The organism is Micromonospora sp. NPDC049107, from assembly GCF_040648595.1.
Classification (GTDB): domain Bacteria; phylum Actinomycetota; class Actinomycetes; order Mycobacteriales; family Micromonosporaceae; genus Micromonospora.
In genome coordinates this window covers 164,445-182,708 of the sequence record NZ_JBEZEC010000007.1, presented here as the reverse complement: position 1 = coordinate 182,708, position 18,264 = coordinate 164,445, and the positions used below count along the sequence as shown (strand labels likewise).

Genomic DNA, 18,264 nt, shown 5'->3' with positions numbered 1-18,264 from the left:
TCGGCGTGTCGGCTCCGGCGACGCGTGCGCGGACGGGTCAGCCAAAGGGCGTGGACAGGTCAGTCAAGGGCGTGGACGGGTCAGGCCGCAGGGCGGGGAGTGAGGACCGCGTCCAGGAGGCCGGGGTAGAGCTTGTCCACCTCGTCGCGGCGCAGCCGGACCAGGCGGCTCGTGCCGGCGGCCCGGGTACGCGTCAGGCCGGCCTCGCGCAGCACCTTCAGATGGTGGCTCCGGGTCGCCTTCGAGACGCCGAAGTCGAAGCTGCCGCAGGCCGCCTCGCCGCCCTCGGCGAGCGCCCGGACGATCTGCAACCGCACGTCATCGGCGAGCGCGGCCAGTACGGCGGTGACCGGTACGGCGGTCAGGTCGGGTTCGTGCAGCTCCATGTGACCAGCCTAACCCTTGTTCGACAACGATCGAACAACACCCTAAGGTCGGTGTTGTTGGTTCGAAGATACTCGAACATTGGAGCTGACGATGCGATCCCGCGCCGCCGCCTACCCGCTGCTCGCCGCGCTCGCCTGGGGTGCGATGTTCCCGATCCTGGCCACCGCGCTGGCGAGGGTCGACCCGCTCAACCTGACCACCGCCCGCTATCTGTTCGCCGCCGTCATCCTGGTCGGCATCCTGCTGCTCCGCGAGGGGTCTGCCGCGCTGCGCCTCGGCGGTCGGGGAGTCGAGGTGGTGGTGCTGGGTGTCGTCGGCTTCGCCGGCTTCAACCTGCTCACCAACCTGGCCCTCGAACACGCGGCCCCGCAGCAGATCTCCCTGTTCGTGGCGACCACCCCGATCATCACCCAACTGGTCCGGTGGGCCCGGGACGGCGTACGGCCGAAGCCTGCCCTGCTGACCCTCTCCCTGGTGGCGCTCCTCGGCGTCGGCCTGGTGATCACCCGCGGAAGCCTGGCCGGGCTCGGCCAGTTCGGTCTCGGCGGCCTCATGATGATCGGCGCGGTGCTCGGCTGGGCCATCTACACCCACGGCGCGACCCGGTTCGGCGCGTGGTCACCGCTGCGCTTCACCACGCTGACCGCGCTCGCCGGCACGGCCGCCATGGTGGTCGCGAGCATCGGCGCCGACGCCGTCGGGTGGCAGCACGCGCCGGCCGCCGCCGACCTGGTGGCGGTCACCCCCCAACTGGCGTACGCGGTGCTCGTCGCCGCCGTCGTCGCGGTGCTGGCGTGGAACACCGGCGTGCAGCGGCTGGGCGCGGCCAACGCCGCCCTGTTCATGAACCTCGTCCCGGTGACCACGTTCGTCGTGCAGATCGCCCGTGGCTACCGGCCGGAGGGGGTCGAACTGGTCGGCGCGGCGATCACCATCGCCGCGCTGGTCGCCGCGAACCTCGCGGCGCGCACCCGCACCCGGCCCTCGTCGTCGCCCCGGTCGACGGCGGTCACCGATCCCGTCGCGGTAGTCGACCCGGTGGCGGTGGCGGCCCGCTGACCCACTGGCTGGGATGCCCGGTGGAGGCGCCGGGCAACGTTGCCTAGACTTGACGGCACAACTGCATACCTCATCCAGAGGGGCTGAGGGATACGGCCCGACGACGCCCCGGCAACCACCCCGCGCGCTCACCGCTGAGCGACCCGCGGGGCAGGTGCCAATTCCGTCCCCGCCGCACCGTGCGATGCGGGGAAAGATGAGAGGACTCTCGACATGACGTCGACGCTCGCCGCCTCCGGCATCGACACCTCCGCCAGCCCCGCCCGCGCCCTCGTCTGCCGCGCCTGTTCGGCCCGCTACCCGCTCGCCGCCCAGCACGCCTGTTACGAGTGTTTCGGTCCGCTGGAAGTCGACTACGACACCGCGGCCCTCGCCACGGTCACCCGCGAGCAGATCGAGGCCGGCCCGAACAACATCTGGCGGTACGCCGCGCTGCTGCCCGCCGGGCAGGACCCGGCCACCCGGGTCACCCTCGACCCGGGGCTGACCCCGCTGGTGGCGGCCCCGCACCTCGCCGCCGAGCTGGGCATCACCGCGCCGCTCTGGGTCAAGGACGACAGCGCCAACCCGACCCACTCGTTCAAGGACCGGGTCGTCTCGGTGGCGCTGACCGCCGCGAAGGCGCTCGGGTTCACCCGGTTCGCCTGCGCCTCCACCGGCAACCTGGCCAACTCGGTGGCCGCGCACGCCGCCCGCGCCGGCGTGCCCTCGATCGTCTTCATCCCCAGCGACCTGGAGCAGGGCAAGGTCATCACCACCGCTGTGTACGGCGGCGAACTGGTCGCCATCGACGGCTCGTACGACGACGTCAACCGGCTCTGCGGCGAGCTGGTGGAGACCGACGAGTTCGAGGACACGGCGTTCGTCAACGTGAACGTCCGGCCGTACTACGCGGAAGGCTCCAAGACCCTCGGGTACGAGGTGGCCGAGCAGCTCGGCTGGCGGATCCCCGCCCAGGTGGTCATCCCGATGGCCAGCGGCGAACTGCTCACCAAGATTGACAAGGCGTTCTCCGAGCTGGTCGAGATCGGCCTGGTCGAGGCCCCGGCGGGCGGCTGGAAGGTGTTCGGGGCGCAGTCGGCCGGCTGCAACCCGATCGCGACGGCCCTGCACGCCGACACCGACACGATCATCCCGGTCAAGCCCACCGGCATCGCCAAGTCGCTCAACATCGGCGACCCGGCCGCCGGCCTCTACGCCCTGGAGGCGGTGCGCCGCACCGGCGGGTGGATGGAGTACGCCGACGACGACGAGATCCGCGCCGGCATCCGCGACCTGGCCCGTACCACCGGGGTGTTCGCCGAGACGGCGGGCGGCGTCACCGCGGCGGTGCTGCGCAAGCTGGTCGAGTCCGGCCGGCTCGACCCCACGGCGGAGACGGTCATCTTCAACACCGGCGAAGGACTGAAGACGATCGACGCGGTGGCCGCCCAGGTCGGCCCGACCCACCAGATCAAGCCGTCCCTGCGTGCCGCCCGCGACGCCGGCCTGCTCGGCTGAATCCACCGGGTGACTGGATTTTCGCTGTGAGTGTGGAAAACCCGCCGCGCAGGACTTGACGGCAGGAACCGGACGGCGCAAGATGCTCCGTGCGGGAGGGCATTTCGCCGAAGACTTTTGAAGTTCTTGCGACCCAACGCCGGAGGCGTTGTGCGAGTGTCCCTCCCGACCACGTCCGACAGGGCCAGCGAAAATTCGCTGGCCCTGTCGCTTTTGCACCTGCCAGGCTCGCCCACATGAGCATCACGATCGCGCCGTTCGACGGCACCGACCGGACCGCGGTCGACGAGGCGTACCGGATCGGAGCGGCGGCCACCGAGGCCGACCTGCCCGACTTCCCGCCGTCCTGCCGGCAACGCTTCGACGCCCAATTTCACACCCCGATGCCCGGCACCCGCTCCCTCTGGGCGCTGGCCCGGCTGGACGGGGTGCCCGCCGGTTACCTTCAGCTCGACCTGCCGCAGCTCGACAACACCGACAACGCCACCGCCGAGCTGACGGTCCGTCCGGACCTGCGTCGCCGGGGCGTCGGCCGGGCCCTGCACGAGTACGGGGTACGCCTGCTCCGCGAGCACGACCGCAAACGGGTCGTCGTGATGGCTGTCGCCGCGCTACCCGGCGGTCCGGCCCGACCGGCGGCGGGCGCGGCGTTCGCCACCGCGATGGGCGCGCACTCCGCGCTGGCCGAGGTGCGCCGCCGGCTGGCCATCGCCGACATCGACCGGGTCGCGCTGCGAGCGGCGCTGGCCGAGGCCCAGCCCCGCGCCGAGGGCTACCGGTCCGTCTCCTGGCAGGGCACCACCCCGCCGGAGTACCTGGCGGACATCGCCTACCTGGACGGCCGGCTCATGACGGACGCGCCCATGGGCGACGTGCAGTGGGAACCCGAGCAGGTCGACGCCGAGCGCATCCGGGGCAACGAACGCGCCCTGGACGCCCGGGGTCGGCGGCGCTACCACCTCGCGATGCGACACGAGGCGTCCGGCCGGCTGGTCGCCTGGACCCTGCTCGACGTGGGCGCCTCCGTCGACTGGCACGCGTACCAGCAGATCACCCTCGTCGACCCGGCCCACCGTGGTCACCGGCTGGGCCTCATCGCCAAGGCGGAGAACCTGCACCACCTGCTCACCCACGAGCCCGCCGTACGCGTCATCGACACCTGGAACGCGGCGAGCAACAGCTACATGGTGGCGATCAACGAGCAGCTCGGGTTCCGCCCGGTGGACGCCTGGGACAACTGGCAGCTCACTCTCTGACGGGTATCCGCCGCTACTGCTCGCGGACCTTGCTCAGGCATGATGGCGGCATGACGGAGACCCCGCATCCCCTGTACGACAGGCACGCCGACACCCTCAACCGTGCGCTGACCGCGATCACGGAGCGGGGCTACTGGTCCGCCTATCCCGAGTCCCCCAGCCCCCGGGTGTACGGCGAGACCGCCGCCGCCGACGGCAAGGCCGCCTTCGAGGCGTACCTCGGTGCTGACTTTCCCCTCGACCAGCCCGCCGCTGGCGAGCGGATCGCCACCGAGACGAGCCCGTTCGGCGTCGACCTGGCGGTGCGGTACCCGCACGCCGGCACCGACGAGTTGGTCGCCGCCGCGTCCGCCGCGTTGCCGGCCTGGCGCGACGCCGGCCCGCAGGCCCGGGTGGGCGTCTGCCTGGAGATCCTCGACCGGCTGCACAAGCACATCTTCGAGCTGGCCAACGCGGTGCAGTTCACCAGCGGGCAGGCGTTCGTGATGGCCTTCCAGGCCGGTGGCGCGCACGCGCTGGACCGGGCGCTGGAGGCGCTGGCGTACGCGTACGCCGAGATGACCCGGCACCCGGGCACGGCCGGCTGGGAGAAGGCCGCCGGCAAGGGCGACCCGCTGCGGATGATCAAGACGTTCCACGTGGTCCCGCGTGGCGTGGCGCTGGTGATCGGGTGCAACACCTTCCCGACCTGGAACTCGTACCCCGGGCTGTTCGCGTCGCTGGTCACCGGTAACCCGGTGATCGTGAAGCCGCACCCGCGCGCGGTGCTGCCGCTGGCGATCACCGTGAAGTACGCGCGGGAGGTGCTGGCCGAGGCCGGCTTCGACCCGAACCTGGTCCTGCTGGCGGCCGAGGCCCCCGGTGAGAAGCTCGCCAGCGACCTGGCCCTGCACCAGGCCGTGAAGATCGTCGACTTCACCGGTTCCACCGAGTACGGCGACTGGCTGGAGACGCACGCCCGGCAGGCGTCGGTCTACACCGAGAAGGCCGGCCTGAACACGGTCGTCATCGACTCCACCGACGACTTCGCCGGCATGTGCCGCAACCTCGGTTTCACGCTGACCCTCTACAGCGGGCAGATGTGCACCACGTCGCAGAACATCCTCATCCCGGCCGGCGGCATCGAGACCGACCAGGGGCACAAGAGCTTCGACGAGGTGGCCGGCGGGATCGCGGCGGCGATCGGCAAACTGACCGCCGACCCGGCCCGGGGGGTCGAGCTGACCGGCGCCATCGTCAACGACGGGGTGCTGGAGCGGCTGGCCGAGGTCACCAAGGTTGGCGAGCCGGTGCTGGAGTCGCGGACGGTGGCGCACCCGTCGTACGCCGACGCGGTGGTGCGTACCCCGACGGTCGTGAAGCTGACCGCGGACGACGCCCAGACGTACGGCCGGGAGTGGTTCGGGCCGATCTCCTTCGCCATCGCGACCGACTCCACCGCGCACAGCCTGGAGTTGATGCGCCGGACCATCGGCGAGAAGGGCGCGCTGACCGCCGGGGTCTACTCGACCGACGAGGCGGTGCTGGACGCCGCCGAGGCGGTCGCGGTCGAGGTCGGTGTGCACCTGTCCGCCAACCTCACCGGCGGTGTCTTCGTGAACCAGTCGGCGGCCTTCTCCGACTTCCACGGCAGCGGCGCCAACGCGGCGGCCAACTCCGCCCTGACCGACGGCGCCTACGTGGCCAACCGGTTCCGGATCGTGCAGTCCCGCCGCCACGCCTGACCTCTCGTGGTGATCAAGAGGTTCGCGTCAGAAATGACGCTGTTCTTGACGCGAACCTCTTGATCACCGGGGTCGGTGGGGGGAGGGGGGGTTAGGCTGTTCGGCGCATTTGTAGTTCGGTTAGGGCGGGGATGGTGGGGTGGGGGACCCGTACGCCGGTGTCCTTGAAGCCGAGGCGCTGGTAGGCCCGGTAGGCGCGGTCGTTGCCGACCACCACCTCCAACAGCAGCTCCGGCCGGCCGCAGTCCCGCGACCAGGCGGCCACCCCGTCGATCAGCTCGCCGAGCAGCCCGCTGCCCCGCCAGGCCGGCGTGACGTACACGGCGTAGATCACGGTGAGGCCCGGCTCGTTAGGGGCGACCGTTCCACCGGCGTGCCCGACGAGCCGGCCGCCCGGATCCGCGACGAACTGCGCGGTGTGCGGACCGGTCGACGTGAACGCCACCCGGGCGGCGAACTCGTTGTGCGGTCGGGCCGCGGCATCCGCCAACGTCTCCAGGAAGGCCAACGGCGCGTCGGCGAGCATCTCCAGTCGCAGCGCCCGCATCCGGGCGGCGTCCTGCGGTCGTACCCGGTGGATCCGCGCCTGCCGCAGGGGCGCGGAGCCCGTGTTGGTGCTCATGACCGCATGCCTACCACAGGGGCGGACGCGCACCGGTGACCCGTGCCGCCAGACCCCCTCCATCCGGTCCAAACGCAACCATCGTCATGAATCCGACGGAGCCTCGGATCGCTACGAACTATGCCCGATTTGTGGTCGTGCGCTCCCGTCACTCCTCGTGTAGCGTGCGATTTCGATCACCTCTTTCAACGGTCGCCGTCGATCGCTGAGGTGGTGGTTCGTGGGTGTCCGGCGGTGCCGGACGGCCGGGCAGGCAACGCCGCGCAGAGTGAGGGAAGTGCACCGTGGCACAGGGTTCTGTGAAGTGGTTCAACGCCGAGAAGGGTTACGGCTTCATCGCCGTCGACGGCGGTCAGGACGTGTTCGTCCACTTCTCCGCGATCGAGATGGACGGCTACAAGGCGCTCGACGACGGTCAGCGGGTCGAGTTCGAGATCGCCCAGGGTCAGAAGGGCCCGCAGGCGGAGCACGTCCGCGTCATCGGCTGACCGATCCCGATCTGCTCGCCGGCTGTTGCGCGACCGGCTGGCGAGTCGGGGCTGCGGCGCGGACGCCGGCCCGGGAAGATCGTGAACCGTTCCAGCCGATGCTGAGGAGGGTTCATGACCGACCAGTCGCCGCCACCCGCCACGCCCTCCGGGCCGGGTGAGCCGAGCCGGCCCGACCCGACGTCACCCGGCGACGGCTCCGGCGCGTCACCAGTTCCGGGCACCCCGCCCGTCCCGGACGCTGGCCTGCCGCACGCGGGCCCGCCGCCGCAGAGCGGGGACCCGGCGCAGGCGTGGGGTCAGCCCGCCGGTCCGCCGCCGGGCTGGGGTCCCGCCCAGGGAGCATGGGGTCAGCCCGGTGGTCCGCCGCCGCAGGGCTGGGCCTTTCCGCCCACCGGCGGCTACCCGCCGGGGGCCGGTCCCTACGGCGGTCAGCCGTGGTATCCGGGGGCACCGGTCGGCTGGTACCCGCCGGGTTACGGCCTCGACCCGAACGACGCCCTGGTCACTCCGCCCGGCGCCGGTATCGGGGGCTGGTTCGACCGGTTCTGGGGCGCGCTGCGCCGGGGCTGGCGGCAGTTGGTGCCGATCATGCTGCTCACTCAGGTCCTGCCGGCGGCGGTGCTGTCGGTCATCTCGTTCGGTCTGGACCCGTCGCCCACCTGGGCGGCGCAGGCCGAGACGGACCCGTCGGCCGGGCTGCCGGACAACTTCGCCACCAGCCTGTTGACCCTCGTCGTCGTGCTGGTCGGCGGCAGCCTGCTGATCGGCCTGGTGCAGGCGCTGGGCTGGGCCGCGGGCAGTTGGGTGATCACCCAGCAGGCGGCCGGCCGGCCCGCCCGGCTCGACGCGGCGCTGCGGTACGGGCTGCGCCGGGCCGTCGGCCTGTGGGGTTGGACGCTGCTGGTCAGCCTGCTCATCGGCATCGGAGTCTGCTTCTGCGTGCTGCCGGGGATCTACCTGGCGTTCGCGTTGAGCATGGCCGGCCCGGTCTACCTGTTCGAGCGGGACAACCCGATCGGCCGGTCGTTCCGGATGTTCCACGACCGGCTCGGAATGCTGCTCGGCCGGGTGGCCCTGGTGGGCGCGGCGGTGATCATCGGAACCGTGGTGCCCGGCATCCTGGAGTCCGCCGGCACCGGCGCGTTCGGCGAGGATCCGTTCGCGTCCCCGGGCCCCGCGGTCGGGGTGGTGGTGGTCATCGCCGTCACGGCGGTGCTGGCCCTGCCGGCCCACCTCGCCCAGTTGGTCGGTCTGCTGATCACGTACGCCGAGCAACGGGCTCATGAGGGGCCCGTGAACGGGGCCACACTGGCCGCGGAACTCGACTGACCGGGCTCATCGTGCTTGCACTCGGCAGGTGAGAGTGCTAAACAAGTCATTGGCACTCGCATACCGTGAGTGCCAATGGTCGGGACGGTGGGGCCTGGTTGCGCCGGTGTGGAGACACCGGGGCAGCACATGGCCGGTCGTCGCGGGCTATCCGGCCCGGCCGAAGGACGTCGTCGTCGCCAGGTGGCGACGTCCCAAGGTGCGTACACCAGGCGGCCCATCCGGGGCACACATCTCGGGTGGCCCGTGAGTGTCCAGGAGGACAACGCCGTATGGCCAAGATGATCGCGTTCGACGAAGAGGCGCGCCGCGGCCTCGAGCGGGGCATGAACCAGCTCGCCGACGCCGTAAAGGTGACCCTCGGCCCCAAGGGCCGCAACGTCGTGCTCGAGAAGAAGTGGGGTGCCCCCACCATCACCAACGATGGTGTGAGCATCGCCAAGGAGATCGAGCTCGAGGACCCGTACGAGAAGATCGGCGCTGAGCTGGTCAAGGAGGTCGCCAAGAAGACCGACGACGTTGCCGGTGACGGCACGACGACGGCGACCGTCCTGGCCCAGGCCCTGGTTCGCGAGGGCCTGCGCAACGTGGCCGCCGGCGCCAACCCGATGGCCCTGAAGCGGGGCATCGAGGCCGCGGTCGCGAGCGTCTCGGAGGAGCTGTCCAAGCTCGCCAAGGACGTCGAGACCAAGGAGCAGATCGCCTCCACCGCCTCCATCTCCGCTGGCGACAGCACTGTCGGCGAGATCATCGCCGAGGCGATGGACAAGGTCGGCAAGGAAGGCGTCATCACCGTCGAGGAGAGCAACACCTTCGGGCTGGAGCTGGAGCTCACCGAGGGTATGCGCTTCGACAAGGGCTACATCTCGGCCTACTTCATGACCGACCCGGAGCGTATGGAGGCCGTCTTCGACGACCCGTACATCCTGATCGTCAACAGCAAGATCTCGTCGGTGAAGGACCTGCTCCCGATCCTGGAGAAGGTCATGCAGGGCGGCAAGCCGCTGCTGATCATCGCCGAGGACATCGAGGGCGAGGCCCTGGCCACCCTGGTCGTCAACAAGGTCCGGGGCACCTTCAAGTCGGTCGCCGTCAAGGCGCCGGGCTTCGGTGACCGCCGCAAGGCCATGCTGGGCGACATCGCCATCCTCACCGGCGGCCAGGTCATCAGCGAGGAGGTCGGCCTCAAGCTCGACGCCGTCAGCGTCGACATGCTGGGCCACGCCCGCAAGGTCGTCGTCACCAAGGACGAGACCACCATCGTCGACGGTGCCGGTGACGCCGAGCAGATCCAGGGCCGGGTCAACCAGATCCGGGCCGAGATCGACAAGAGCGACTCCGACTACGACCGCGAGAAGCTGCAGGAGCGGCTGGCCAAGCTGGCCGGTGGCGTTGCGGTCATCAAGGTCGGCGCGGCCACCGAGGTCGAGCTGAAGGAGCGCAAGCACCGCATCGAGGACGCCGTTCGCAACGCGAAGGCGGCCGTCGAGGAGGGCATCGTCCCCGGTGGTGGCGTCGCGCTGGTGCAGGCCGGCAAGACCGCCTTCGACAAGCTGGACCTGGTCGGCGACGAGGCGACCGGTGCCAACATCGTCAAGGTCGCGCTGGACGCCCCGCTGCGGCAGATCGCCGTCAACGCCGGCCTCGAGGGCGGCGTCGTGGTGGAGAAGGTCCGTAACCTCGAAGCGGGTCACGGCCTCAACGCCGCCAACGGCGAGTACGTCGACCTGCTGGCCGCGGGCATCATCGACCCGGCCAAGGTGACGCGTTCGGCGCTGCAGAACGCGTCGTCGATCGCCGCGCTGTTCCTCACCACCGAGGCCGTCGTCGCGGACAAGCCGGAGAAGACCCCGGCTGCCCCGGCTGGCCCGGGTGGCGGGGACATGGACTTCTGAGTCCAGTTCCGACACACCGAACGGGGCGGGCCGCTGACGCGGTCCGCCCCGTTCGTCGTCAGGTGGGCAGTGGACGCTGGTTGCGGCGCTTCTGCGCCCGGTCGTACGGCGGCAGCGACCGGATCGGCGCGTCCACCATCTCCTGCGGTTCCTCGGTCGCCGGTCGGCCGTCGGTGCTCATCTCGGCCAGTTGTTCGGCGTCGCCGTAATCCAACCGGTCGAACGGCAGTTGGCCGGGCAGTTCGTCGGCCGGCTTCCAGGTGATCGGCGGGCCGTCCTCGGTCTGGTCGTCATCCGTGGTCATGGCTGCCTCCTCTACCGAAACGGTAGGGGGCGTCGATGCCCGACGCGGACGAATGGGTCAATGTCCCATTTGACCGCTATTCGGCCCCAAGCCGTCGCCGGTACAGGAAGAAGACCCGCTCGATCCGCGCACCCGCGCTGCCCGAGTAGAACGGCACCGGCCCCACCCAGCCGATCTCCGCCCGGTCCAGTCCCGCCGCACGCTGATCCCGCAGGCAGCGTCGCAGCAGCACTCCGCCGATGCCCGAGCCCTCGGCGGCCGGGGCGGTGCCCATCGGCCCGAACCAGCTCGGCCGGGACGATCCGTAGGCGGCGAAGCCCAGCACCTCGCCGGCCCGCTCCGCCAGGTGGCAGCCGGCCCCCTCGCGGCCCACCGATCCGGCCAGCTCACCGTCCCAGGCGCCGCCGAAGGTGGACCGGGCGAACGCGGTCAGCGCCGGCAGGTCAGCGGGCTCGGCCCGCCGTACCGTGATGCCCTGCCCGGCCAGCCGCCGCTCGGTTGCCTCCGTCGACCGCAGCGCCGGGGACTCGTCGTACGACAGGTCCGCCGTCATGTTCCAGGCGGTCCGGTCCTGCTGGTAGCCGAGCGCGAGGGCCGCGCACACCGCCGGCGTGTACCGCACGTCGATGCCCGGCCAGGCGTAGTACGGCGGGTTTCCGGCCAGCAGCACCTCGGTCACGCCGTGCTCGGCGAGCGCCCGCTCGGCCCGGGCGACCAGGCTGCGGCCCACGCCCCGGCGACGCTGCCCCGGCAGTACGGCGACCAGGTCCACGTGCCCGATGCCCGGCTCCGTCGGCGACACCGAGCAGAGCAGCACCCCGACCAGGTCGCCGGCCCGGTACGCCCCCAGCCCGATCACCGTCCGGTCGACGGCGGCCCGCGGCCAGAGGACGTCCACGACGGCGTCCGCCTCGGCGGCGTCCTCGGGCAGGTCGAGGGCCTGCGCGCAGAGCCGCGCCACGGTGGGCGCGAGATCGAGGGCCAGCTCGGTGACGGTGATCTCGGCGTCCATGGGTGCCGACCCTAGATCACCCGCCGCCTCCCGCCCTGCTCACCCCCGGGCGGCGCGGACGGCGGCGTACGCGTCGACCTGCCCGGCGCCGGTGACGTTCGCCGGGGTGCCGCAGGCGTCACTCGGATTGCGTGAGCGGTACGTCGGCTCGGCCGGCGTGGCGGTGTCCCGCAGGATCTGCCGGGTCCGGGTCAGATCGCCGATCAGCGCCGGGTTCGCCGACCACATGAGCGCGACCACTCCCGCCACCTGCGGGGTCGCCATCGACGTGCCGTCCAGCGCCGCGTACCCGCCGCCGGGCATGGCCGAGACGACCCCCACCCCGGGGGCCAGCACGTCCGGCTTGCCCGCGCCGCCCTCCACCGGCCCACGCGAGGAGAACTCCGCAACGCGTCGCTGCGCGTCCACCGCGCCCACGGTCAGCACGTTCGCGTACGGCGCGGGTGGTTCGTCGATCGACGCGCACCACGGGCCGCTGTTCCCGGCGGCGGCGACCACGAAGATCCCGGCCGCGTCCAGCGCCGTGGTGGCCGGCAGCAACGCGCCCCGGTCGCAACCCTCGATCGAGGGGCAGCTCCACGAGTTGGTCAGCACCTGCGGGGCGCGCTCCGGCCGGCCGTCGGTGAACGGGTCACCCCCCGCGGGGAACGGCGCCAGCATGAACTGGAGGCAGTCCAGGTAGTGCCCCGGGCTGCCCAGGTTGCGGTCCAGGTTGACGCAGCCCACCCACTGCGCGTCCGGGGCCACGCCGATGCCGTTGCGCCCGACCGCGCTGCCCACCGTGTGGGTGCCGTGCCCGCCCTGGTCGTTCGGTGCCCGGGTGCCGTCCCACGGGTCGTACCAGGAGTCGTCACCGCCCCGGAACCCGGGCCGCAGCGCTGGATGGCTGCCGTCCACGCCGGAATCGGAACTGCCGACCACGATCCCCGCGCCGGTCGCACCGAGCTGGGACCAGACCCGGTCCGCGCCGAGCTGACGGATGTTCCACTCCGGGCCGGTCGGTGCCGGCGCGGTGCCCCGGGTCTGCCCCGCCGGGGCGGGCAGGGGCCGTAGACGCTGGCTGATCAGCACCCGGGCCACCTCGGGCCGACGGGCGAGCCAGGCGCGCACGGCCGGACCACCGTCCACCTCGACCGCGTTGACCAGGTAGTACGGCACCGGGTCGAGCCGTAGCCGCCCCGCCGTGCGGCGCAGGTCGGCCTGCGTACGGTCGGCGGTCGCCACCAGCCGCCGGTAGACCTCCGTTGCCCGGGTATCCCGCCCGGCCTGTCCTGGGGCGCCGGCCGGGATGCCGCTCAGGTCGGCCTGCTCGCGCAGCACCACCAGCAGCCGCTCGCCGTACAGGCCGGGCTGACCGGGCCCGACGTCGACCACGCCCGCCGTCACCAGCAGGACCGCCGCCGCCAGCGCGGCCACCCGGCGACTCGGGGTACGTGCCGCCGGGCGGGCCAGCAGCACCGCGTACCCGATGGCGAGGACGACCGCGACGGCGAGGCCGACGCCGGCGGCGGCCGCAACCCAGAACGGCACGTCGCGGGTGCCGACCAGCAGCAGAGTGATCTCTTCCGGATCGGTGAAGGCCAGCGGCCCGAGGGCGGCCAGGCCCACCAGCCAGCCGGTCGCGACCCGGCCCACGCGGGCCGGATCGGTCGTGTCGACGCCGGGCTGCGAGGCCGCGACCAGTCTCCCGGTGGCCGGCCGCCAGGTCGCGGCCCAGAGCGCGGCGAGCACGAAACCGGTCGGCGGCAGCGTCAGCAGGGCGGGCAGCTGCGCGCCGGACTGGCCCGTCCCGGCCGCGAGCAGCAGCAGCGCCAACCCGGCGACGAGGCCACCGACCAGCACCAGGCGGGCCGGTCGGGGTGGCCGGCCGACCGCGAACCGGGACCAGAAGGTGGCGTCCAGCAGCATGGCGGCCAGCCCGCCCAGCGAGGCGGCTGCCAGGACCGCGAGGACGGTCTCCAGCAGGCCGCCGAGCGCGCCCAGCCAGGCCCACGGCAGCAACAGCGCCAACCCGGCGGCGACCGCCAGCAGCGGCACCGCGCCCGGCCGCCGCGAGCCGCGCCCCGCCAGCTCCGCGTCACCGGTGGCCCCCGTCCGCGCGGCGTCGGCCCGCCCCGGGTCGGATTCGGTCCGCGCGGCGTCGGTCGGGGCGGCGTCGGTCCGCGCGGCGTCGCCTTCGCCGCCGGGCGCCGGGCCGTCGACCAGGCCAGCCGGCCCGGGGTACGTCCGCCGACGTTCCGACCACCTGACGGCGAGCGCGCCGAGCAGCGCCGTCGCGGCCAGCGCGGCGAGGTAGGCCTCGTGGTGCACGGGCGGCACCACCCGCAGCAGGGTGAGCACACCGAGGGTCAGCGCACCGAGCAGCCACACCCGTCCGGTGGCCCGGACAGCGGCCGAGCGGGGCAGGACAGCCAGCAGCAGGGCGGGCGTGCCGGCCAGCACGACGGCGGCCAGGCCGAGCACCGGCCAGAGCCAGCCCACCCGGTCCCGTCCGAAGCCCAGCAGCACCTGATCGGTCAGCCAGCCACCGGTCTGGGTGGCCACCGTGACCGCGACGGTCCAGCAGCCGACGAAGACGGCCGCGACCACCGGCCACGGGGAGCTGCGGTCGTCGACTCCAGGATGACCATGCATCCAGGAACCCTACGGCCACCCGGAAAATCTTTGGACACTTCCCGGTGGCCGTCAACGGGAACTGTCCGAGATCTGCGGCCGGTCGAGGTGGAACGCGGGCGGGGCGGAGCTGGCGGCACGTGTCGACCGGCTGGTACGGCGGTTACGGTGGATGAGTGCGTGATCCCAATGTCTCCCGGTCCGTCGCCGGGCAGCTCTCGCCGATCCGTCGTGCGGCAGACCTGCGCCGACTCCGCGCCGAACGCTTCGACGTCCTGGTCATCGGGGGTGGGGTGACCGGTGCCGGTGCCGCCCTGGACGCGGCGTCCCGGGGCCTGAAGGTGGCCCTGGTCGAGGCGCGCGACCTCGCGTCGGGCACGTCGAGCCGATCCAGCAAGCTGATCCACGGCGGGCTGCGTTACCTGGAGCAGTTGGAGTTCCATCTGGTCCACGAGGCGCTGACCGAGCGCGGTCTGCTGGCGACCCGGCTCGCGCCGCACCTGGTCCGTCCGGTGCCGTTCCTCGTGCCGCTGCCCGCCGGCCGGGGTCTGCGGGACCTGCCGGCGCGCGTCTTCCGCCGTTCGTACTACGGCGCGGGCGTGGCCGCGTACGACGCCTTCGCCGGTCTCTTCGGCGGTGGCCGGGGCATGCCACTGCACCGGCACCTCACCCGGGAGGGCGCCCGGCGGATCTTCCCGAGCCTGCGTGCCGACGCCCTGGCCGGCGCGATCCGCTACTACGACGGGCAGGTCGACGACGCCCGGTTGGTCGTCACCCTGGCCCGCACCGCGGCCAGCCTCGGCGCCACGGTGGTGAGCAGCGCCCGTGCCGTCGGGTTGATCCGCCAGGCGCGGGAGGTCACCGGTGTCCGGGTCCGCGACCTGGAGGCCCCGCCCGGCTCGCCGGACGCGGAGTTCGAGGTGCAGGCCCGCACCGTCATCGCGGCCACCGGCGTGTGGAGCGACGACATGTCCCGGATGCTCAACGACGTGGGCCTGCGGCCCGGCATCCGGGTGCGTGCCTCGAAGGGCGTGCACCTGGTGGTGCCCCGCTCGGCGATCACCGGGGAGACGGGGCTGATCCTGCGTACGGCGACGTCGGTGCTCTTCGTCATCCCGTGGGGCGGGCACTGGATCATCGGTACGACGGACACCGACTGGCGGTTGGACCGGTCCCACCCGGCCGCTTCGGCACGCGACATCGACTACCTGTTGCAGCAGGTCAACACCGTCTTGGACCGGCCGCTGACGACCGCCGACATCGAGGGCGTCTACGCCGGGCTGCGCCCGCTGCTGGCCGGGGAGGCCGACTCCACCTCGAAGCTGTCCCGGGAACACGCGGTGTTCGAGCCGATGCTCGGGCTGCTGCTGGTGGCCGGTGGCAAGTACACGACGTACCGGGTGATGGCGTCCGACGTGGTCGACCGGGCCGTACGCCGGTTGGGGGGCGGCCGGGCGTCGCGGACGGCCGACCTGCCGCTGCTGGGCGCGGACGGGTACGCGGCGCTGTGGCGGGACCGGGCCGACCTGGCCCGGCGGCACGGTGTTCCGGTGGGGGTGGTGGAGCACCTGCTGGAGCGGTACGGCAGCCTCACCCTCGATCTGCTGGCGCTTGTCGACGCCGAGCCGCTGCTCGCGTCGCCGCTGGCCGGCGCTCCGGAGTACCTGGCGGCCGAGGTCGCCTACGCGGCGCGGGCCGAGGGGGCGCTGCACCTGGAGGACGTGCTGACCCGACGTACCCGGATCTCGTTCGAGACCAGTCACCGTGGCCTGGAGTCGGCGGAGCACGCGGCCGAGTTGATGGGCTCGGTGCTGGGGTGGGACGCGGCCACCCGGGCCGCCGAGGTCGAGCACTACCGCGCGCGGGTCGAGGCGGAGCGCCGGTCCCAGCTCATGCCGGACGACGCCGGGGCGGACGCCGCGCGACTCGGCGTGCCGGACGCCCGCGGGTACGCCGCGGACCGGGGTGGCGACGATCAGGCGGAGCTGCGACCCACGGCGAGATGACCGGTATGTAACGCTACCGATGGGTAACTAGCTATAGCGGCCCGGATGGTGGTTTCGAACGCTACCTACGGTGGGGTAGGTTTCCGCGCGTGCTGTACCGCGCGCGCCCCCTTCTGCTCGCCCCCGTTCTCGCCGTGGTGCTCGTCGGTGCCCTGGCCGGGTGTTCGCTGCTCGGTCGCGACGACGCCGAGACGCCGGCCGCCCCTCCGCCGGCCGGCTCGGCGGCCGGCCAATCGACCCCCGAGGTCCCCACGACGGTCGCCCAGGGGCAGGTCAGTCTGCTCCAACGCCTCGGAGCGGACGCTCCGCTGCGCACCCTGAGCGTCGAGCGGGACGGCTCGTGGCAGTGCCTCGACTGCGCCGGTGACGGGGTCACCTCCCGCGGCCGGCTGGCGCCGGAGCAGACCGAGCGGCTGCAGGTGCTGCTCGCCGACCCCCGGCTCGCCGAGGAGACCGACCAGGCCCGGCGGTACCGGACCACCTGCATCGACGCGCTCACGTCGAGCCTGCTCACCTCGTCCGGGCTGATCTCCTCGCAGGACTGCCCGGGTGAGGAGCGCCCGCCGGTGGCCGGCGAGATCCTGTTGCTGCTCACCCAGGCCACGCCCGCCGAGGTCAAGGGCTGAGCACAGCCCGTCAGAGCACCTTGCCGGGGTTGAGCAGACCGGCCGGGTCCAGCGCCGACTTGATCGCCTGGTGCACCCGGACGCCGACCGGGCCGATCTCCCGCGCCAACCACTCCCGCTTGAGCAGGCCCACGCCGTGCTCGCCGGTGCAGGTGCCGCCCAGGTCCAGACCGAGGCGCATGATCTCGTCGAACGCCCGCCGACCTCGCTGCACGCTCTCCGGGTCGGCCCGGTCGACGACGATGTTCGGATGCATGTTGCCGTCCCCGGCGTGCCCCACCACGCCGATCGGCACCTCGCACTCCGCCGCGATCCGGGCCACCCCGTCGAGCAGCGCGGCGAGCGCACCGCGCGGCACGGCCACGTCGTCGATCACCAGGCCGCCGCTGCCTCCGGGGTGGGTGTCGGCGGCGAACTTCTCCATCGCGGGATGGGCCAGTCGACGGGCCTGCAACAACGCCGCCGCCTCCAGCGCGTCGGTGGCCGCGTAGACCTCCTCGGCGCCGGCCGCCTCGCACACCTGCGCCACGGCGGCCAGGTCGTCGGCGGCCCGGTCACCGGTGTCGGCGGCGGCCAGCAGCAGGGCCTGCGCGTCGGTCCGCAGGCCCATCGGCCGGTACGCCTCGATCGCCCGCAGGTGGGTCTGGTCCAGCAACTCCAACAGGCTGGGGGTGAGGCCCCGCGCGGCGATCTGGGCCACCGCCGTGCCCGCCGCCGCGGTGGATCCGAAGACCGCCACCAGGGTCAACGAGTCGGCCGGGGCGGGCCGTAGCGCCACGGTCACCTCGGTGATCACGCCGAGGGTGCCCTCCGAGCCGACGAAGAGCCGCGTCAGGTCGTAGCCCGCCACCCCCTTGGCGGTACGCCGGCCGGTGCGCAGCACCTCCCCGGAGGCGAGCACCACCTCCAGGCCCAGCACGTACTCGGTGGTCACGCCGTACTTCACGCAGCACATGCCGCCCGCGTTGGTGGCCACGTTGCCGCCGATCGTGGACGACTCCCAGGAGCCGGGATCCGGCGGGTACCAGAGGCCCTGCTTCGCGACCGCCGCCGCGAGCGCGGCGTTGACGACGCCCGGCTGGACGACCGCGATGCGGCTCACCGGGTCGATCTCCCGGATCTCGTCCATCGCGACGGTGCTGAGCACCACCGAGCCGTCCACCGCGTTCGCCGCGCCGGCCAGCCCGGTTCGCGCGCCCTGCGGCACGACCGGTACGCCGTGGCGGGCCGCCGCGCGGACCACCGCGACCACCTGCTCGGTGGTCCGGGGACGGGTCACCACGAGGGGTACGCCGGCGGCGCAGAGGTCGGCCTCGTCGCGCTGGTGCCCGCGCAGCAGGTCCGGGTCGGTGAGCACGGCGTTCTCGCCCAGGGCGGCGCGCAGGTCGTCGAGGAGTCCGGTGGGGGCCATGCCGCCGAGGCTAAGCCGTGTGTCAGCGG

At 72.7% G+C, this 18,264-nt stretch carries 15 protein-coding genes and 1 riboswitch; of the genes, 9 read left to right on the top strand and 6 right to left on the bottom strand.

What is annotated here, in order from left to right:
• Positions 1-80: 80 nt before the first annotated feature.
• Positions 81-386 (bottom strand): metalloregulator ArsR/SmtB family transcription factor, encoded by a 306-nt coding sequence (locus tag AB0B55_RS18740; protein ID WP_357128912.1) that lies wholly within the window; start codon positions 384-386, stop codon positions 81-83.
• 91 nt (positions 387-477) lie between these two features.
• Between AB0B55_RS18740 and AB0B55_RS18735 the strand changes: the two genes are divergently transcribed.
• The 4 genes from AB0B55_RS18735 to paaN all read left to right on the top strand — a co-directional run bounded on the left by AB0B55_RS18735 (position 478) and on the right by paaN (position 5,926).
• Positions 478-1,446 carry a DMT family transporter gene (locus tag AB0B55_RS18735; RefSeq protein ID WP_357128915.1) on the top strand — a complete coding sequence of 323 codons (969 nt, stop codon included), beginning with the start codon at positions 478-480 and terminating at the stop codon, positions 1,444-1,446.
• A gap of 67 nt (positions 1,447-1,513) precedes the next feature.
• A riboswitch (SAM riboswitch) is annotated at positions 1,514-1,649 on the top strand.
• Between the two features lie 10 nt (positions 1,650-1,659).
• Positions 1,660-2,946, top strand: coding sequence for a threonine synthase (thrC, locus tag AB0B55_RS18730; protein ID WP_357172454.1), 1,287 nt, complete (start codon positions 1,660-1,662; stop codon positions 2,944-2,946).
• Positions 2,947-3,182: 236 nt separating this feature from the next.
• Positions 3,183-4,202, top strand: coding sequence for a GNAT family N-acetyltransferase (locus tag AB0B55_RS18725; RefSeq protein WP_357172451.1), 1,020 nt, complete (start codon positions 3,183-3,185; stop codon positions 4,200-4,202).
• Positions 4,203-4,252: 50 nt separating this feature from the next.
• Positions 4,253-5,926, top strand: coding sequence for a phenylacetic acid degradation protein PaaN (paaN, locus tag AB0B55_RS18720; protein WP_357128924.1), 1,674 nt, complete (start codon positions 4,253-4,255; stop codon positions 5,924-5,926).
• Between the two features lie 91 nt (positions 5,927-6,017).
• On the opposite strand, the gene AB0B55_RS18715 is transcribed toward paaN, so the two are convergent.
• The gene (locus AB0B55_RS18715) at positions 6,018-6,548 is read right to left on the bottom strand and encodes a GNAT family N-acetyltransferase (protein ID WP_357172448.1); all 531 of its coding nucleotides are present in this window, start codon (positions 6,546-6,548) and stop codon (positions 6,018-6,020) included.
• Between the two features lie 284 nt (positions 6,549-6,832).
• Here AB0B55_RS18715 and AB0B55_RS18710 point away from each other — a divergent pair, with 284 nt between their 5' ends.
• From AB0B55_RS18710 to groL, 3 genes are all read left to right on the top strand, one after another.
• A complete protein-coding gene (locus AB0B55_RS18710) occupies positions 6,833-7,036 on the top strand; it encodes a cold-shock protein (RefSeq protein ID WP_124815530.1) in 204 nt (67 codons plus the stop codon).
• A 114-nt stretch (positions 7,037-7,150) separates the two neighbouring features.
• Positions 7,151-8,368 (top strand): hypothetical protein, encoded by a 1,218-nt coding sequence (locus AB0B55_RS18705; protein WP_357172445.1) that lies wholly within the window; start codon positions 7,151-7,153, stop codon positions 8,366-8,368.
• A 272-nt stretch (positions 8,369-8,640) separates the two neighbouring features.
• Entirely contained in the window at positions 8,641-10,263 is a 1,623-nt protein-coding gene (gene groL, locus AB0B55_RS18700; RefSeq protein ID WP_357128934.1) for a chaperonin GroEL, read from the top strand.
• Positions 10,264-10,321: 58 nt separating this feature from the next.
• Here groL and AB0B55_RS18695 read toward each other — a convergent pair whose 3' ends face one another.
• The 3 genes from AB0B55_RS18695 to AB0B55_RS18685 form a co-directional block, all read right to left on the bottom strand.
• Complete coding sequence (locus AB0B55_RS18695; protein ID WP_357128937.1) at positions 10,322-10,567, bottom strand: hypothetical protein; 246 nt, start codon at positions 10,565-10,567, stop codon at positions 10,322-10,324.
• Between the two features lie 76 nt (positions 10,568-10,643).
• Positions 10,644-11,579 (bottom strand): GNAT family N-acetyltransferase, encoded by a 936-nt coding sequence (locus AB0B55_RS18690; RefSeq protein ID WP_357172442.1) that lies wholly within the window; start codon positions 11,577-11,579, stop codon positions 10,644-10,646.
• A gap of 39 nt (positions 11,580-11,618) precedes the next feature.
• Complete coding sequence (locus tag AB0B55_RS18685; protein ID WP_357172439.1) at positions 11,619-14,213, bottom strand: S8 family serine peptidase; 2,595 nt, start codon at positions 14,211-14,213, stop codon at positions 11,619-11,621.
• 155 nt (positions 14,214-14,368) lie between these two features.
• Here AB0B55_RS18685 and AB0B55_RS18680 point away from each other — a divergent pair, with 155 nt between their 5' ends.
• Both AB0B55_RS18680 and AB0B55_RS18675 read left to right on the top strand, forming a co-directional pair.
• Positions 14,369-16,198 carry a glycerol-3-phosphate dehydrogenase/oxidase gene (locus tag AB0B55_RS18680; protein WP_357172436.1) on the top strand — a complete coding sequence of 610 codons (1,830 nt, stop codon included), beginning with the start codon at positions 14,369-14,371 and terminating at the stop codon, positions 16,196-16,198.
• An 89-nt stretch (positions 16,199-16,287) separates the two neighbouring features.
• Positions 16,288-16,824: a hypothetical protein gene (locus tag AB0B55_RS18675; protein WP_357128949.1), complete on the top strand. Its 537-nt coding sequence runs from the start codon at positions 16,288-16,290 to the stop codon at positions 16,822-16,824.
• Positions 16,825-16,834: 10 nt separating this feature from the next.
• Here the strand turns inward: AB0B55_RS18675 and AB0B55_RS18670 are convergent, their stop codons facing one another.
• Complete coding sequence (locus AB0B55_RS18670) at positions 16,835-18,235, bottom strand: FAD-linked oxidase C-terminal domain-containing protein (RefSeq protein WP_357172433.1); 1,401 nt, start codon at positions 18,233-18,235, stop codon at positions 16,835-16,837.
• Between the last annotated feature and the right edge of the window lie 29 nt (positions 18,236-18,264).

What these genes read in the sequence shown, in the direction of transcription:
- groL (WP_357128934.1), top strand. Translation starts at nt 8,641, where the DNA reads ATGGCCAAGATGATCGCGTTCGACGAAGAGGCGCGCCGCGGCCTCGAG.
- AB0B55_RS18725 (WP_357172451.1), top strand. Translation starts at nt 3,183, where the DNA reads ATGAGCATCACGATCGCGCCGTTCGACGGCACCGACCGGACCGCGGTC.
- thrC (WP_357172454.1), top strand. Translation starts at nt 1,660, where the DNA reads ATGACGTCGACGCTCGCCGCCTCCGGCATCGACACCTCCGCCAGCCCC.
- AB0B55_RS18740 (WP_357128912.1), bottom strand. Translation starts at nt 386, where the DNA reads ATGGAGCTGCACGAACCCGACCTGACCGCCGTACCGGTCACCGCCGTA.
- AB0B55_RS18735 (WP_357128915.1), top strand. Translation starts at nt 478, where the DNA reads ATGCGATCCCGCGCCGCCGCCTACCCGCTGCTCGCCGCGCTCGCCTGG.
- AB0B55_RS18715 (WP_357172448.1), bottom strand. Translation starts at nt 6,548, where the DNA reads ATGAGCACCAACACGGGCTCCGCGCCCCTGCGGCAGGCGCGGATCCAC.
- AB0B55_RS18695 (WP_357128937.1), bottom strand. Translation starts at nt 10,567, where the DNA reads ATGACCACGGATGACGACCAGACCGAGGACGGCCCGCCGATCACCTGG.
- paaN (WP_357128924.1), top strand. Translation starts at nt 4,253, where the DNA reads ATGACGGAGACCCCGCATCCCCTGTACGACAGGCACGCCGACACCCTC.
- AB0B55_RS18670 (WP_357172433.1), bottom strand. Translation starts at nt 18,235, where the DNA reads ATGGCCCCCACCGGACTCCTCGACGACCTGCGCGCCGCCCTGGGCGAG.
- AB0B55_RS18690 (WP_357172442.1), bottom strand. Translation starts at nt 11,579, where the DNA reads ATGGACGCCGAGATCACCGTCACCGAGCTGGCCCTCGATCTCGCGCCC.
- AB0B55_RS18685 (WP_357172439.1), bottom strand. Translation starts at nt 14,213, where the DNA reads ATGCATGGTCATCCTGGAGTCGACGACCGCAGCTCCCCGTGGCCGGTG.
- AB0B55_RS18705 (WP_357172445.1), top strand. Translation starts at nt 7,151, where the DNA reads ATGACCGACCAGTCGCCGCCACCCGCCACGCCCTCCGGGCCGGGTGAG.